This window comes from Janthinobacterium sp. 35, from assembly GCF_002754575.1.
In the GTDB taxonomy this organism is placed as follows: domain Bacteria; phylum Pseudomonadota; class Gammaproteobacteria; order Burkholderiales; family Burkholderiaceae_D; genus Janthinobacterium; species Janthinobacterium tructae.
In genome coordinates, this window is the sequence record NZ_PEFN01000001.1 from 5217864 (window position 1) to 5233470 (window position 15607).

The following is a 15607-nucleotide window of genomic DNA, read 5'->3' on the forward strand; positions in this document are numbered from 1 at the left end:
CGAAGACACTTCATATAATAAAGAGAGACTAACTTGAAACATAAATATCTGCCCCTCCTCATCGTTGCCGCGTTCGCCGGCATCTCCTCCACCGCACAAGCATCGGGCTACCGTTTTGGCTCGCAAAGCGTTTCTGCGCAGGGCACGGCCGATGCCAGCGGCGCCGAAGCGGCCGACGCATCGACCATTTTCTACAACCCGGCCGGCCTGTCGCGCCTGGAAGGCACGCAGTTCGTTGGCGGCGGCACCCTCGTCGTGCCGCATTCGACCTACCAGGATACGGGTTCGAAGACCTTCACCGGCCGCAATCCAGGCGGCACCACCAAGGATTACGCGCCGGATGCGGTAGTCGCGCCAGCCCTGTACGCGAGCAAGAAGGTCAATGATCAATGGACCGTCGGCATGGGCCTGTTCGTGCCATACGGCGCCAAGCTCGATTACGGCAACGACTGGAGCGGCCGTTATGCGATCACCAACATCAAGCTGGAAGCCATCGCCCTGAATCCTTCCGTTTCCTTCAAGGTCAACGAACACCACTCCTTCGGTTTCGGCGTCACCGCCGAGCACATGAAGGCGGAACTGGGCCAGGCAGTCGACGTGCCGGGTTCCGTGGCCTTCCTGGCTCAGCACGCGCCAGCCGCGTCGCAAGCCTTCCTGGCCAATATCGCCAAGACGCAGGGCCTGGCCGCCGCGCAGGCAGCTGGCGCAGCACTCAAAGGCGCCAAGGATGGTCATGCCTCGATGGATGGCGACGACTGGGGTTTCGGTTTCAACCTGGGCTATCTGTACCAGATGAATGAAGGCACGCGTTTCGGTATTTCCTACCGTTCGTCGATTTCGCACAAGCTGAAAGGCGACACGATCTGGGACTTCTCGCAAGTGTCGGACAACGCTGCCGTAAATGCCTTCATCTCCAAGGCATCGAACAAGGTCAATTCCAAGGCGCTGGTGGAAGTGCGCACGCCGGAAACCCTGTCGGTCAACGCCTTCCACCAGATGGATGATCGTTGGGCCTTGATGGGCGACGTCACCTGGACCCGCACTTCGCGCCTGGAGAACCTGGATATCCAGTTCCCGCCAACGGCCGAAGGCGCCGAGCGCATTCGCCAGAACTGGAAAGACACTTACCGCGTCTCGCTGGGCACCAATTACAAGTACAGCGAAAACCTGCTGCTGCGCGCCGGTATCGCGCATGATCAGGCGCCCGTACGCAGCGCGGAACTGCGCCACCCGGCCTTGCCGGACAGCGATCGCATGCAGTACTCGATCGGCGCGAACTGGAAACTGAACGCCAACTCCTCGCTGGACCTGGCTTACAGCTTCATCGACTTCAAGGATGCTGACGTCAACTACACAAACGACTGCTCGCCTGTCAAGACTGGCTGCACCGGTAACGGTGAAACCACCAAGGGCCTGTTCAAGACCCGCATGCAGTTGATCGGTCTCGCTTATAACTACAAGTTCTAAGCAGGTAGTGGCGGCCAACCCGGCCGCCATGAAAGGAAAAAAGCGCCTTCGGGCGCTTTTTTTTTTGGGTGCATGGGTTTTCGGAAGTTGTCGGGTTACGCGCTGCGCGCTAACCCGACCTACCCGACCTGCGCTGCTCAGGCTTTAATACGCATCGCTCGATCCAGCAAGGTCAAGGCCAGCCGTACGCAGTCGTCCGACAAGTCCAGCAAGTTATCTCCCACATACCATTCCACCACGCTGTGCCCTGGCAGGGCGGCGTGGCTGGCGCGGCCGAACAGCCAGATGCCGTGCTCCTCGGCCACCTGGTTGCGGATGGCGATGGCCCGCTCGCGCGAGACGGGCAAGTGCAGGTGCAGCATGTTGGCCTGCGGCTGCGCAGGGTTGACGGCAATTGCCGGATAGTCGCGCAGCAGCGCGTACAGCCACTGCGTGCGTGCGAAATAGCGGGGCATGGCGGCGAGGCGCGCGTCGAATTGCATGGCGGCTGCCACCACGTAGGGCGTGCGGTGGACGATGTTGCCGCCCTGGCGGTGAAACCACGCGCGCGCCCGTTCGACAAACGGGCGGCTGCCGGCCAGCATGGCGCCACCGAGGCCGCCGATGCCCTTGTACAGCGACACGTAGACGGAGTCAAAACCATCGCAGATGGCGGGCAGGGGTTGCTTGAAACCAGCTTGCGCTTCCCACAGGCGCGCGCCATCCATGTGCAGGTGAATATTGTTGTCGCGGCAGTGCCGCTTGATCTCGTTCAAGTCATCCCAGGACGGGCACTGGCCGCCGATTTCGCGCATCGGCAGTTCGACCTGGGCGGCGCCCAGCGCATCGGGCACGGCGCGCAAATCGTCCACCGTCCACGGACGGTGCGGGTCACCGATCATCAAACCCGTGAAGTGCTCCAGCAATGCATGGTTGCCCCGCTCGTGGCGCAGGATGTGCGACGTCGGATGCAGCGCCACCAGTGAGGAACCGTGATCCTGGCAGGCCAGGCGCAGGGCCGTCACCTGTGTCATGGTGCCCGTGATGCAGAACACGGCCGCTTCGAAGCCGAGCAGGCTGGCGACCTTGTTTTCGAACTGTTCGATCAGTGCACCTTCGCCATAGGTATCGTGCGCGATGTCGTTGGCCTCGCACCAGGCGGCCATGGCGGCGAAAGTAGCCGCTGGCGTGGGCTGGCGGTGGCCCGGCAGGACGGTGTGGCAGTGCTGGCGCAGTTCGGCTTCAGTCAAGGCGCTTCTTCCTCAGAGTGTGGCGGTGGCCAGTTTCGCGCCGAAGCCGATGAACATGGCGCCCACGCCGCCGCCCATGCCGGCCGACAGGCGGCGACGGCGGCGGAAGGTCTCGGCCAGGCGCGCACCGACAAAGATGATGGCCGTCAGGTAGGTAAAACTGATCACCTGGCAGATCAGGCCCAGGCCGATGAAGGACAGCACGGGCTTTGAAAAGGCCGGGTCGACGAACTGGATGAAAAACGAGATGAAGAACAGGATCGCCTTCGGATTCATCAGGCTGATGATCAGCGCCTTGCGGAACGGGTCGCTTTCCTTGACGGGCGCTGGCGCAGCTGCCGCTTCGCCTTCAGCGGGCGCGGGCGCGCGCAGCTTGCGCCAGCATTTGACCAGCATCTGCAGGCCGATCCAGCCCAGGTAGGCCGCACCGATGTATTTCACGACATAAAACAGGGCCGGGCTGGCTTTCAGCAGCGAGGCGACGCCGCAGGCCGACAGCACCATCAAAATCAGGTCGCCGGCGAAGATGCCGAAGGCGCCCTGGTAGGCGGGCCGCACGCCGCGCTGGGCGGCCACCGACAGCACGTACATGGAGTTGGGGCCGGGCAGGATGACGATGAAGATGGTCCCCAGTAAAAAGGTCCAGAAATCGGTGATGCCCAGGTTGGCGTGAAAAAGTGCGTTCATGATTATTCTGCTGGATTGAGCTGTACGTGATGGAATTGCAGGGCCGCCAAATTGGCGTAAATGCCTTTCATTGCGACCAGCGAGGCGTGCGTGCCCGTTTCGACGATCTTGCCGTCTTCCATGACGATGATGCGGTCGGCCCGCTGCACGGTGGCCAGGCGGTGCGCGATGATGACGGTGGTGCGGCCTACCATGGCCGCTTCCAGCGCCTTTTGCACCAGGCGTTCCGATTCCGCGTCCAGCGCGCTGGTCGCTTCGTCGAGCAGCAGCAGGGGCGGGTTTTTCAGCAGGGCGCGGGCAATGGCGATGCGCTGGCGCTGGCCGCCGGACAGGCGCACGCCGCGTTCGCCGAGGAAGGATTTGTAGCCGTTCGGCAGGCGCTCGATGAATTCGTGGGCGGCCGCCATTTTCGCGGCAGCAATGACTTCCTCGTCGCTGGCGCCGGCGCGGCCGTAGCGGATGTTTTCCATGGCGTCGGCCGAGAAGATCACGGTATCTTGCGGCACGATGCCGATGGCGTCGCGCAGGGTGTGCAGGTCGAGCTGTTTGATATCCACGCCATCGAGGCGGATGCTGCCGCTTTGCGGGTCATAAAAACGTAAAAATAGCTGGAACAGCGTGGTCTTGCCGGCGCCCGATGAACCGACGACGGCTACCGTTTCGCCGGCGCGGATATCGAGGCTGACGTGATCCAGCGCGTGGGTGTCCGGACGCGATGGATACGAGAACATGACATCGTCCAGCGACAGCGAAGCGCCGTTCGCCGCGCGCGCAGGCAGCGGCAGGGGTGTGACAGGCGACTCGATTGCCGATTTGACGGCCATCAGTTCCAGCAGGCGTTCGGTGGCGCCGGCGGCGCGCTGCGCTTCGCCCATCACTTCAGACAAAGCGCCGATGGCGCCGGCCACGATGGACGCGTACAGGATGAACTGGCCCAGATCACCGCCCGTCATCGAGCCTTCCAGCACTGCGCGCGCGCCCAGCCACAGCACGAAGACGATGGTGCCGAAGACCAGCAAAATCGCGATCATGGTCAGCAGGGCACGCGCGCGGATGCGGCGCATGGCCGTCATGAAGGCGCCTTCGACGGAGTCGCCAAAGCGTTTCGATTCGATTTTCTCGTGCGTGAACGCCTGCACGGTGGGCATGGCATTGAGGATTTCGCCGGCCATGGCCGAGGCGTCGGCGATGCGGTCCTGCGAATCGCGCGACAGCTTGCGCACGCGGCGGCCAAACACGATGATGGGCACGACGACGAGGATCAGCAAGCCGATGATGATGCCGGCCAGCTTGGCGCTGGTGACGAACAGCATCACCAGGCCGCCCAGGAACAGCAGCACGTTGCGCAGCGCCATCGAGATACTGGTGCCGACCACGGCCTGTATCAGGGTCGTGTCGGTGGTGATGCGCGACAGGACTTCGCCCGTCTGCGTGGTTTCAAAGAATGCCGGGCTTTGCGTGACGACGTGGCGGTACACGGCGCTGCGGATGTCGGCCGTGACGCGCTCGCCCAGCCACGACACCGTATAAAAGCGCGCCGCCGTGGCCAGCGCCAGGATGGACGCCACGCCGAACAGGGCGAGGAAGACCAGGTCGACATGCTGGATGCTGCTCGAGCCAGCCGCGCCGCCGAAACCGAGGTCGATCATCTGCTTGAACGCGGCGGGGATGGCCAGGGTGGAGGCGGCGGCCACCACCAGCGCGATACCGGCCAGGAAGAACTGCTTGCGGTACGGCGTCAAAAAGGGCATCAAGCCCTTGAAGGCGGCCAGGCTGCCTTTCTTCAGTTCGCGGCTGGTGCCGGTGTCGGGGGAGGGCGCTGCGCTTGCTGCGGTGCTGCTGGTATTGCCTGTATCTGTGCTGGTTGTCATTGTTTTTCGCTTAGTAGGTACTGTATCCGGTCTTGCTTGCTTATCATTGCTTACAACTTCATCGGCTGCACATAGCCCGTCATTTCCAGGTAGGCGCGACCCACCGGCTGGCCATCGCGCTCCACCGTTACGGCGCCTTCCCAGTATACGGCGCCCGTCGAGCGGCGTGAATCGAGTTCCTGGTCGGCCTGCAAAGGCTTGATGTGCCAGCGCGTGGGGCCAGTGCGGATCTCGGTGGCGACCGGGTATTGGGCCTGCGTGCGGGGCGAGCGCCACAGCTGCGTGGGCGTGAAATCGACCTCGCCGGGAGCGAACTGCGTCATCTTGCCGGACGCATCGCGCCATGTCGCGTGCGCCCATAGTTTAGCACCTGTCTTGCTGCGGATCTGGAAGGCCATCAGGGCGCCGCCGTCAGCGAGGTTGGCGCCTATCCAGTTCCAGCCGCTGGCGTCCGCATCAAGCACCTGGCTCGACCACTCGTGATCGAGCCAGGTGGTGCCCGTCACGGCTTCCGGCTTGCCGCCCGCACGCGCGATCGTGCCACGGGTCGCAAGCTGCGGCTCGCTGTAATAGTAGCTGCTTTGCGCGGGCCGCGCGCCCTTGCGCGAGTAGCCGCCGTCACCCTGCAGCAGCACGGGCTGCGTGGGGGCCAGGGTCAGCTGCAGTGTAAAGTCGCGCGCGGCCAGGCTGACCTGGTAGCTGCCATCGGCTTGCCGCTGCATGCGCCAGTCGTCGAGTTTCACATCCGTGTCGCCCACCTTGGCGTAGGCCAGGCCGAAGCCCTCGCGCGCGCTTTTCTCATCGTGCAGAAGCTTGCCCACCTTCGGGTCGGACAGGGCCGCATGGCCGATGATCAGCTGCTTCGGCGCGAAGGCGCTGGGGTTGTCCGCATCGGTGGCCGTGGCGCTGCGAAAGAAGGTCACCTGGTAGCCCAGTTGCTCGCCGCCGGCGGTTTTGACCCAGCCCGTGGCGTACCACCATTCTGTCTTGTACGCGGGATGGGCGCCGAAGTCGTGCGGCAGGCGCAGGCTCTGACCGGCCGGCAGCGGCGTGACGGGGGCGAAGGCGGGCGGCGCGGCGATGGCGGCGGCGCTGCAGAACAACAGCAAAAGAGTCAAACGGCGCATTACCAGTCCTCCCTGACGGCGCGGATGGGGCCAGCGGACAGGGCTTGCCGGCCCGCGATGAGGGCAGTCAGGGCGGCAGCCGTCAGCAGGGCGGCGGCCACGCTGGCGATCAAGGACCACGGCAAGTGCAGCTGCATGGTCCAGTGGAACGATTGCGGATTGACGATGAAGACCAGCACAAAGCTGATCAACAGGCCCAGAACAAAACCGGTGGCGATGCCCAGCGCCGTCAGCGCGCCGCCTTCCAGCGCCAGGATGGCTAAAATCTGCCCGCGCGTCACACCCACGTGGCGCAGCATGCCAAATTCCCGCGCGCGCGCCAGGGTTTGCGCGGAAAACGTGGCGGCTACGCCGAACAGGCCGATGACGATGGCGATCGCTTCCAATAAATAGGTGACGGCAAAGCTGCGGTCGAAGATCTGCAGGCTCAGGGCGCGGATGGCCGACGGATTCGACACTTCCAGGCTGGCGCCGAAGGGCAGCGCTTTCAGGCGCTGCTGCAGCTGCTCGCCCGTGGCGTCCTTGGCCAGCCACAGGGCCGCATCGCTGACATCCATGTCGCCGGTCAGCGCGCGGTAGTCGGCCAGCGGCATCTGGATGGCGCCGGACGAGCGCGCATAGTCGCGCCAGATGCCGGCGATGAAGAACTGGTGCAAGCCGCCCGCCAGCGGCAAGGCTATCTGCTGGCCCGGTTTGACGTTGTACAGGTCGGCCGCCGCCTCGGACAGCCAGACGGGCCGGCTGCCCGCAGGCACGGGCAGGGTGTCGCCTACCAGCACCATGCTTTTGCCCGGATCGGCCAGGTTGACGGGGCGCGCCAGCAGCATCACGTTCGGGCGGTCCGGCGCCAGCGAAAGCGAGCGCAGACGCTGAAAATCCACCCTGGCCACGCCGGGCAGGGCGCTGATGGCGGCTTGTTCGCGCGGGTTCAGGCCCGCCGTGCCGCCGCTGGCGATCGTGCGCGTATACACGTCGGCCGGCAAGATCTGCAGCAGCCAGTCATCGACGGAGACGCGGAAACTCGACACCATGATGGCCATCGCCACCATCAGGCTAAAACTCGACAGCACGCCACCGAGCGCGATGCCGGCCTGGCCCGAAGCATTCGCCAGGCGGGACAGGGTCAGGCTGCGCACGGGGGCGTGGCTGCTCGCGTCCGTGCGCAGCCAGGCGCGCTGCAGGACGCGGAAGACGACGGCCGCCAGTTGCGGCATCAGGGCGATGGCGCCGATCAGCAGCAGCGCGATGGACAGATAGCCGAACAGCGGCAGCTCGAACACGGGTGGCAAGAACGTCAGGGCGCCGGCCAGCAGCAAACAAGCGAGCGCGGGCCAGGTTTTCGCCAGGCGCGTCGTCACGACTTCTTCGCTGCCCGATTTGAGGGCGATGGCGGGGGCGGCGCGCGCCGCTTCCAGCGCGGGCGCCGCGCAGCCCAGCAGGGCGACGCCGAGGCCGAGGGAAAAATACACGAAGGCGGCGACGGGCGTGAATTGCACCTGCGGCTGCACGCCCGCGAAATAGCCGGCGCCCAGGTCGCCGCCGAAGAATCGCAGGGCGACAGCGGCCATGGCATAACCGCCGGCGATGCCCAGCGCGGCGCCGACCACGCCCAGGCTGGCGCCTTCCAGCAGCACTTGGCGCAGCAATTGTCCCCGCTCCATGCCCAGCACGCGCAGCAGCGCGAACTGGCCGCGGCGGCGGATGACGGACAGCGCCTGCGTGGAAAACACCAGAAAGGCGCCCGTAAACAGGGCGACGAGGGCCAGCACCGTCAGGTTGACCCGGTAGGCGCGGCTGAGGTTATTGTTGCGGCTATTCTGGTTTTCGTCATTCGGCTGGCCCACCTGGAAACGCCCCGGGTATCGGGCTTCCAGTGTGCGCGCGAGATCGGCCTGGAAGGCGTCGCGGTTGACGCCCTGGCGCAGTTTCAGATCGATGCGCGACAGCTTGCCCAGCTTGTTGAAGCGCCACTGCGCCGCGCCGATATCCATCACGGCGATGCGCTGGCCGGCGCGCGCGCGCTGCAGCGAACCGGCCACGCGCAGCGGCACCTGGCCCGTACCCGATTGCAGTGCAATCGTGTCGCCCTGCGCCACACCGAGCCAGCGCAAGGCGGCCGGCGATAAAAAGATGGCGTCGTCGGCCAGGGTGTCGAAAGGCTGGCCCTCGGCCGGCGCGCCGATCAGGTCGGGCGAGATGAAGCCGGCTCGGAAGACGTCGAGCGCCAGGATGTGCAGCGGGCCGCCGTCTTTCTTGCCTGCTACGCCGGCTTGCAGTTCCAGCACGGGCGAGGCCACGGCTACGCCGTCGCGCTGCGCCAGCCATGGGTAGATGCTTTCGTCGAACAGCGCTTCGCGCCCCGCTACCTGCACGTCGGCCTGGCCGGACAGGCTTTTGACGGCCGTGGAAAATTCGTTGAAGGCGGCCGCGTTGATCAAATGGATGGCAAAGCCCAGCGACACGCCGATGGCGATGGCGAGGATGGCGACGAGGGCGCGCACGGGATGCGCGCGCCATTCGCCCAGCAGCAGCCAGCGCGACAGCAGGCGCGTCGTTGCCGGGCTGGCCAGCGGCGCACTCAATTCAGACATTCGACGGCCAGGCGTTCGCCGGCGCGCCGCGCTTTCAGTTGCGCCGCGTCGCGGTTCTTGTCGCCGGCGCCGACGGCGTCCTGCGCCGCCCATTTCTGCTCCAGGCGCAGCTTGGCGCAATGCTTGTCATGCGTTTCCTTCTGTTTGGCGGCCCGTTCGCGCGCCTGGTCTGCCAGATTTTCCTGCTTCTTGCGTGCCGCTTCCAGCTGGCTGGCCACCCGTTGCTGGCGCGTCGCCGCGCCCTTGTCGACGGCAGGCGGGGGCGAGGGGATTTCCAGGATCTGCAGCTGGCCGCCCGTGCAGGGCGCGGCGCTGTAGCTGGTCTGGCCATCCTGCACGCATTTGTAGACGTCCTGCGCGCCAGCATGGCCGGCCAGGCCCGTGCAGATGGCAAACAGGAAGAACGGTGTTCTCACAGGATCTTCCCCGGATTCATGATGTTCTGCGGGTCCAGCGCCTGCTTCACTGCGCGCATCAGCTGCAGTTCCAGCGGCGACTTGTAGTACGCCAGGTCGTCCTTTTTGAGTGCGCCGATGCCGTGTTCGGCCGAGATGGAACCACCGAAAGCGTGCACCTGGTCGTGCACGATGCGGTTGATGGCATCCTGGTTGGCCAGGAAGTCGCGATCCGTCATGCCGGCTGGCGGCGCCACGTTGTAATGCAGGTTGCCGTCGCCCAGGTGGCCGAAGCACACCAGCTGGCAGCCGGGGAAGGCCGTTGCCAATGCCACGTCCGTGACGGCGATGAAATCGGCGATGCGGGAAATCGGCAGCGAGATATCGTGCTTGATGTTCTTGCCCGCCTGCGCCTGCGCCAGCGGGATGTGCTCGCGCAGCTGCCATAGTCCCTCGGACTGCGCCACGGAACTGGCGACGACGGCGTCCTCGATCAACTCATCTTCCAGGGCCGCGCCGATGCTCGCTTCGAGCAGTTCCACGGCATGCGCTTCGGACTGGCTGCTGGATAATTCGAGCAGCACGTACTGGCCATGCGGCTCGGCGAAAGGACGCGGAAGCTGGGGGAACTGCTCCGCCACCAGTTGCAAGCAATACTGCGACATCAGTTCAAAACCCGTCAGGCTGGCGCCGCAATGGTCTTGCATCAGGCTTAATAAACGCAGGGCGTGGGCTGGCGAGGGCATGGCGGCCAGCGCCGTGATGCAGGCTTTCGGCTGCGGATACAGTTTCATCACCGCGCCGGTAATGACTCCCAGGGTGCCCTCGGCGCCGATGTAGAGGTCGCGCAAATCGTAGCCGGTATTGTCCTTGCGCAGGCCGCGCAAGCCGCTCCAGATCTCGCCCTGCGGCGTGACCACTTCCAGGCCCAGACAGAGCTCGCGCGTATTGCCGTAGCGCAGCACGGCAGTGCCGCCCGCATTCGTCGCCAGGTTGCCGCCGATGGTGCAACTGCCCTCGGCCGCCAGCGACAGGGGGAACAGGCAGCCGGCGGCGACTGCCGCTTCCTGGATGGTTTGCAAAATGCAGCCCGCGTCCACCGTGATGGTGCGGTTGACGGGGTCGAGCGCGCGGATGCTGTTCAGGCGCGCCAGCGACAGCACGATGGCCGTGCCGGCAGCGTCCGGGATGCTGCCCAGGACCAGGCCCGTATTGCCGCCTTGCGGCACGACGGGGACTTGCCATTGCGCGCAGGCGCGCAGCACGCCTGCCACTTGTTCCACGGTGCCGGGCCGCAGCACGGCCAGTGCCTTGCCGGTAAACCGGTCGCGCCAGTCGGTGAGGAAGGGCGCCATGTCGGCGTCCAGGGTGAGGACATAGGTGTCGCCCAGCAGGTCGCGGCAGGCGGCGAGGAAGTCGGCTTGGTCAGTCATAGTCTGTTCGATCATTTCTTGATGCTCACTTTATTCACTTTTTCCAGCAGCTCTTTGGCCATGCGCTTGGCGGCCTTTTTGTAAGGACGCAGATACAGCACGGCGCAGAAGAAGTAGATGCAGACGATGGCCGCCTCGCCCCAGGCCATCATGGCGGAGACGGGATTCGTGTCGCTGTAGCCGCGCACCACGCCCTCTGTAAAATACAGCAGGATCACCATTGACGACCATTGCAGGGTGTAGACGTCGCGCTTGATGACGCCGTACAGGGGAATGAACAGGGGCGCTGCCTTCAGCACGACCCAGGAGCCGCCCGGCTGCAGCGGCGCGACGACGGTTTCCCACAGCAGGCACCAGATGATCAGGGTGACGAGGCTGGCGATGGCGCCCCAGTGAAAATACTTGTGCAGTGTGCCGTGCATCATGCGCCCGCCAGTTTTGCGGCGTTTTCCGCCAGGCGCCGGCCCAGGGCGATGGCCAGGCGTTTTTCATCGTCGCTGAGCGCCTTGTCGCCAGCGATGCCCGACCAGTGCGTGGCGCCATACGGCGAGCCGCCCGTGGAAGTCGTCATCAGTTCGGGATGCGTGTAGGGCAGGCCCATGACCAGCATGCCGTGGTGGAAAAGGGGGATCATCATCGACAGCAGGGTCGATTCCTGGCCGCCGTGCAGGCTGCCCGTGGACGTGAACACGCAGGCGGGCTTGCCGGACAGGCTGCCGGCCAGCCAGTCGCTGGCCGTGCCATCCCAGAAGTACTTCATGGCCGCGGCCATGTTGCCGAAGCGCGTAGGCGACCCCAGGGCCAGGCCCGCGCATTCCTGCAAGTCTTCCAGTTCCACATAAGGAGCGCCATCAGGCGGGACTTCCGGCGCCGTCGCTTCCGTCACCGTCGAGACGGCGGGCACGGTGCGCAGGCGCGCGTCGCAGCCAGGCACGCTTTCCACTCCCTGGGCTATCAGCTCGGCCAGCTGGCGCGTGGCGCCATGGCGTGAATAAAACAATACGAGAATAATCAGATTGGTTGGCTTCATCATTGGTATTATAGGGCGCTTTACAGCCTGATACGACTGCTGTCATGGCGCCGTTCTGATTTTGCACATGTTTTCAAAATATATACTCCCCATCTTTCAATACCTGTGGCGCACCTTGCACATCGGTGCCGACATTGTGCGCGGCCTGACGTGGTCCGAAACGCGCGACCTGCTGCAGTTCGCGCGCCGCCGCGTGCGCGAGGAAAGCCTGCCGCAAGTGGCCGGCAGCCTGACCTTCGCCACCGTGTTTGCGCTGGTGCCGCTGCTCACCCTGGCCCTGGCCATCTTCACCACTTTCCCCCTGTTTAATACCTTCCGCCACGCGCTGGAAGACTATTTCGTGCAAAGCGTGATGCCCAAGGGGATATCGAACACCATCCTCGATTATCTGACCACGTTTGCCTCGAAAGCCACGCGTTTGTCGGCCATCGGCGCCGGTGCCCTGATCGTCACTTCGGTAGGCATGATGGGCTTGATCGAACGCGTCTTCAACCGCATCTGGCGCGTGCGCCAGGAGCGCCGCTGGACCAAGCGCCTGCTCGTCTACTGGGCCATCGTCACCCTGGGGCCGCTGCTGGTGGGCGTCTCGCTGACGGTGACCTCGCGCCTCTTCATGGCCACCAGCGGCGTGGTGGGCGCCGTGCCTTTCATCGGCGCCGTGTTTTACACGCTGGTGTCGATCGGCCTGACCATGCTGGCGTTTACCTTGCTCTACATCGCCGTGCCGAACCGCGACGTGGATTGGCGCGACGCGGCCTGGGGCGGCTTGCTGGCGGCGCTGGCGTTCGAGGTGGCCAAGCGCGGCTTCGGTGAATTCATTCAGGAATTCCCCACGTATTCGCGCATCTACGGCGCGCTGGCCGCCTTGCCCCTGTTCCTCGTGTGGATTTACCTGAGCTGGATGATCACCCTGGTGGGCGCCTTGCTGGTGGCCGCCTTGCCCGTCGTGAAATACGAGCGCTGGTGGTACGAGGCGGCGCCCGGCAGCGAATTCGTCGACGCCGTCGCCATCCTGAAGGTGTTGCACCAGGCCTGTCACTGCGCCGATTCGGCCCTGGTGGGCGCGGCAGAAATTCGCCGCAGCACGCGCCTGGGCTTCGAAGAGATGGAAACCCTGCTCGACAAGATGGTGCAGCAGGGCTGGGTGGGAAGAGTCAACGTGGAGGGCGCCGTGCGCGTACAGTGGGGCAAGCGCGTGGCCGACAGTTCCGACCATTGGGTCTTGCTGGGCAATGTCAACCGCATCAGCCTGGCCGACGTCTACCGGCTGTTCGTCTTCGGTGGCATGCGCGTGAACTCCGGCTATCCGGCCGGTTCCACCAATGAGCGCGATATCCAGGCGGCCATCGATGCAGCCGCGCTGGCGGCGCAGGTGGAAAACGCCGTGGAGCAGGGACTGGGCCTGACCCTGGCGCAGCATTTCGGCGAAGTGCGCTGCGCCTGACGCTCGATCAGGTGTTCAGCCTGTCGTACAGCAGGGCATCGAGCGCGCCCGTCAGCGTATTGCCCTCTTCGTCGAGCAGCGTGTAATCCTGCTGACTGTCGCCCAGCGAAGCGCTGCCCTCGATGCCGCACACCAGCTGGTAGGTGGCGTCATCGATCGCCAGCTTGATCAAGGCCAGGATTTGCTCGCGCTGACCCTGGGCCAGTGCCAGCCCGTCGAGCAGGGCGCCAAGCCGGGTCTCTCCCTGGCTCCCCTGCGCATACAAGGCCAGCAGCGACGCATTGGATGCGACGACATCATCGATGAATTTTTTCGCGTGCATGGATGCCTTGTATTGGAAAAATCACAGCAGCACGGGCCGCAAGGCCGCCTGCAGCGCCAGCTTGCTGAACGCGGCCGCATCGGACGCGCGCACCACGCACAGGTAATAGGTGTCTTCGCCACCGTGCAGGTTGACCAGGCGCAGCTGATGCGGCGCCAGGTGGGCGGCGATGGCGGCCAGGCCTTCGGCCATGGCGTCGCCATCTTCGCGCTGCGCCCAGCGGAAGTCCTGCAGCGCGGGCACGCCGATATGCTGGGCGATGCGCGGCACTTCATCGACGGCTTTCCAGTCCAAGGTGGTGCCGTGGCCCAGCGCATCGGCGGCCGTGGACCACAGCAGGAAGAAGCACGCCGCCTCGGGCGAATCGCCTTCGTATTCCTCTTCCGGGTCGTCCTCTGCCAGTTCTTCGAGCGTGATGTCCACGCAGCGCGCGGCCAGGTCCGCATCGCCTTGCAAGAGCAGGGCGGCCATGGCGCGCAACTGCTCGCGGTCGGCCTTGGCCAGGATTTGCGCTGGCGTAAAGCTGCGGCGCCTGACGGGCTTCTTTTTACCCCGTCCCATGGCTTCGCTCAATTGCGCCGTGATGGCCGCCTTGAAGTTGTCCACGGTGTCGAACTGTTCCAGCAACTGGCCCGTGAAATCCATGCTCCAGGCCATGCCCTCCTTGACCACATATAAAAAGTCGCTTTGCACGGCCACGCCGCGCAAGTGGTGGGCGGGCGGATACAGCGGCGTGAAGGCCTGCTTGCCATCCAGGGTCAGCATGCAGGCCAGTCCCTGCGCATCGATGGCAAAGATCAGGTTCTTGCGCAGCTTGGGCGGCGACGAGGTGGTGGCGCAGTCGATGGCTTCGTACTGGCATGGCGCCAGCAGCTCGCCCTGGCTGTTCGCCAGGCCAAACAGGAAGCGGCCGTCGATGCGCTGGCTGACGATGGCGATTTTCTTCTTCGTGCCGAAATCCTGCACGGAGCTGTAGGCCGGCGGCAGCACTACCTTGCCCATGGCGTCGAGCACGCCGCAGACATTGCGCTCGTCATCGTGCGCCTGGCGCTCGATGTCGATATAGCCATCGTCGCGCTGGCCGATGTGGTCCACGCCGTCCATCAGCAGCGCACCATCGGGCAGGCGCAGCAAGCGGCTGGCGCCGTCCGGATCGATCTGCTGCAGCAAGTGGGGGCTGATCACGTACAGGGCGCCGGGTGCGGGCGGCAGCACCACTGTGCCGTTCAGGTCCAGCACGCCGTGCGCATCGGGTGCGTCCGCCGTGGCAAAGGTGATCCAGCCCTCTTCCACATCATGTGCACACAGGTCGACATAGCGCCGTGACAGCGGCACGATCCAGCGGCCATAAGGCGTGACCAGGCCGGTGACCTCCGGTTCGCCAGCGGCGCTCACTTCATAGCACAGCGCATCTGCCTCCCATCCCACCACTTCCAGGCCTTGCAGGAAAGGCAGTTCGTCCGCATCGAGTTCCTCGACATCGGCCAGCTGCGCGCTGGCGGACGCAGACCAGTAGCCGGTCGCAGGCGCTGCAGAACCTGCGGCCAGCAGCGGCGCCAGCGCTTCCCGGTCGCCGCGCTGCAGGGCAAGGTGCAAGGCTTGCGCCTCGGCGCGCAGGGCGTCGAGCGCGGCGGCGTAGTCGGGCGTGTCGATATCGTGGGGGACCAGCTGTACGCAATCGAGGATCAGCCACGCCTGGCCGCCGGCCAGCAAGGTGCTGATGGCGCTGCGCGCGACGATGGCGGCTGCGTCGCGCGGCTTGTCCATCAGCGCGGACAAGGCTTGCCAGCTGGTCTGCGCCTGCGCCATCGGCGCGGCCAGCACGCAGGGGCAGTCTTCGCCATCGCCGTAGATGGGCCAGGCGACGGCTTGCGTGCCGGCGCCGATGAGCAGCTTGAACAGCGCAGGTACGTCCAGCCGCCATTCGGCCAGGCCGGTAATCGTCTCGGTGTCGAATCCGGCCTGGCCGGGTAAAAAGGCGGTGTTGAACAGGGCTGCGGTATTGATCATG

13 protein-coding genes are annotated in these 15607 nt (G+C 65.0%); 2 read left to right on the top strand and 11 right to left on the bottom strand.

What is annotated here, in order from left to right; all coding sequences use genetic code 11:
- Positions 1 to 33: 33 nt before the first annotated feature.
- A complete protein-coding gene (locus tag CLU93_RS23180; protein ID WP_099763500.1) occupies positions 34 to 1467 on the top strand; it encodes an OmpP1/FadL family transporter in 1434 nt (477 codons plus the stop codon).
- A gap of 137 nt (positions 1468 to 1604) precedes the next feature.
- Here CLU93_RS23180 and CLU93_RS23185 read toward each other — a convergent pair whose 3' ends face one another.
- The 9 genes from CLU93_RS23185 to wrbA are packed head-to-tail and all read right to left on the bottom strand — an operon-like array spanning position 1605 to position 11830.
- Positions 1605 to 2696 carry a threonine aldolase family protein gene (locus tag CLU93_RS23185; protein WP_099763501.1) on the bottom strand — a complete coding sequence of 364 codons (1092 nt, stop codon included), beginning with the start codon at positions 2694 to 2696 and terminating at the stop codon, positions 1605 to 1607.
- 12 nt (positions 2697 to 2708) lie between these two features.
- Positions 2709 to 3383, bottom strand: a complete 675-nt coding sequence (leuE, locus tag CLU93_RS23190) for a leucine efflux protein LeuE (RefSeq protein WP_099763502.1) — start codon at positions 3381 to 3383, stop codon at positions 2709 to 2711.
- Positions 3384 to 3385: 2 nt separating this feature from the next.
- Positions 3386 to 5254 (bottom strand): ABC transporter transmembrane domain-containing protein, encoded by a 1869-nt coding sequence (locus tag CLU93_RS23195; RefSeq protein WP_099763503.1) that lies wholly within the window; start codon positions 5252 to 5254, stop codon positions 3386 to 3388.
- A gap of 50 nt (positions 5255 to 5304) precedes the next feature.
- The gene (locus tag CLU93_RS23200; protein WP_099763504.1) at positions 5305 to 6381 is read right to left on the bottom strand and encodes a lipocalin-like domain-containing protein; all 1077 of its coding nucleotides are present in this window, start codon (positions 6379 to 6381) and stop codon (positions 5305 to 5307) included.
- Positions 6381 to 8972 (bottom strand): FtsX-like permease family protein, encoded by a 2592-nt coding sequence (locus CLU93_RS23205; RefSeq protein WP_099763505.1) that lies wholly within the window; start codon positions 8970 to 8972, stop codon positions 6381 to 6383. Before CLU93_RS23205 ends, CLU93_RS23200 begins: the two co-directional genes overlap by 1 nt.
- Positions 8960 to 9388, bottom strand: a complete 429-nt coding sequence (locus CLU93_RS23210) for a DUF4124 domain-containing protein (protein ID WP_099763506.1) — start codon at positions 9386 to 9388, stop codon at positions 8960 to 8962. Before CLU93_RS23210 ends, CLU93_RS23205 begins: the two co-directional genes overlap by 13 nt.
- Positions 9385 to 10800, bottom strand: a complete 1416-nt coding sequence (locus CLU93_RS23215) for an FAD-binding oxidoreductase (RefSeq protein WP_180287918.1) — start codon at positions 10798 to 10800, stop codon at positions 9385 to 9387. The genes CLU93_RS23210 and CLU93_RS23215 overlap by 4 nt, the downstream gene beginning before the upstream one ends.
- Positions 10801 to 10811: 11 nt before the next feature.
- Positions 10812 to 11225, bottom strand: a complete 414-nt coding sequence (locus CLU93_RS23220; RefSeq protein ID WP_099763508.1) for a DUF2069 domain-containing protein — start codon at positions 11223 to 11225, stop codon at positions 10812 to 10814.
- The gene (wrbA, locus tag CLU93_RS23225) at positions 11222 to 11830 is read right to left on the bottom strand and encodes an NAD(P)H:quinone oxidoreductase (protein WP_099764561.1); all 609 of its coding nucleotides are present in this window, start codon (positions 11828 to 11830) and stop codon (positions 11222 to 11224) included. The genes CLU93_RS23220 and wrbA overlap by 4 nt, the downstream gene beginning before the upstream one ends.
- A gap of 67 nt (positions 11831 to 11897) precedes the next feature.
- Here wrbA and CLU93_RS23230 point away from each other — a divergent pair, with 67 nt between their 5' ends.
- Positions 11898 to 13274, top strand: a complete 1377-nt coding sequence (locus CLU93_RS23230; RefSeq protein ID WP_099763509.1) for a YihY family inner membrane protein — start codon at positions 11898 to 11900, stop codon at positions 13272 to 13274.
- Between the two features lie 7 nt (positions 13275 to 13281).
- Here CLU93_RS23230 and CLU93_RS23235 read toward each other — a convergent pair whose 3' ends face one another.
- Positions 13282 to 13596: a hypothetical protein gene (locus tag CLU93_RS23235; protein ID WP_099763510.1), complete on the bottom strand. Its 315-nt coding sequence runs from the start codon at positions 13594 to 13596 to the stop codon at positions 13282 to 13284.
- Positions 13597 to 13617: 21 nt separating this feature from the next.
- On the bottom strand, positions 13618 to 15606 hold the full coding sequence (locus tag CLU93_RS23240; RefSeq protein WP_099763511.1) for a DUF6630 family protein: 1989 nt from the start codon (positions 15604 to 15606) through the stop codon (positions 13618 to 13620).
- Position 15607 lies beyond the last annotated feature (1 nt).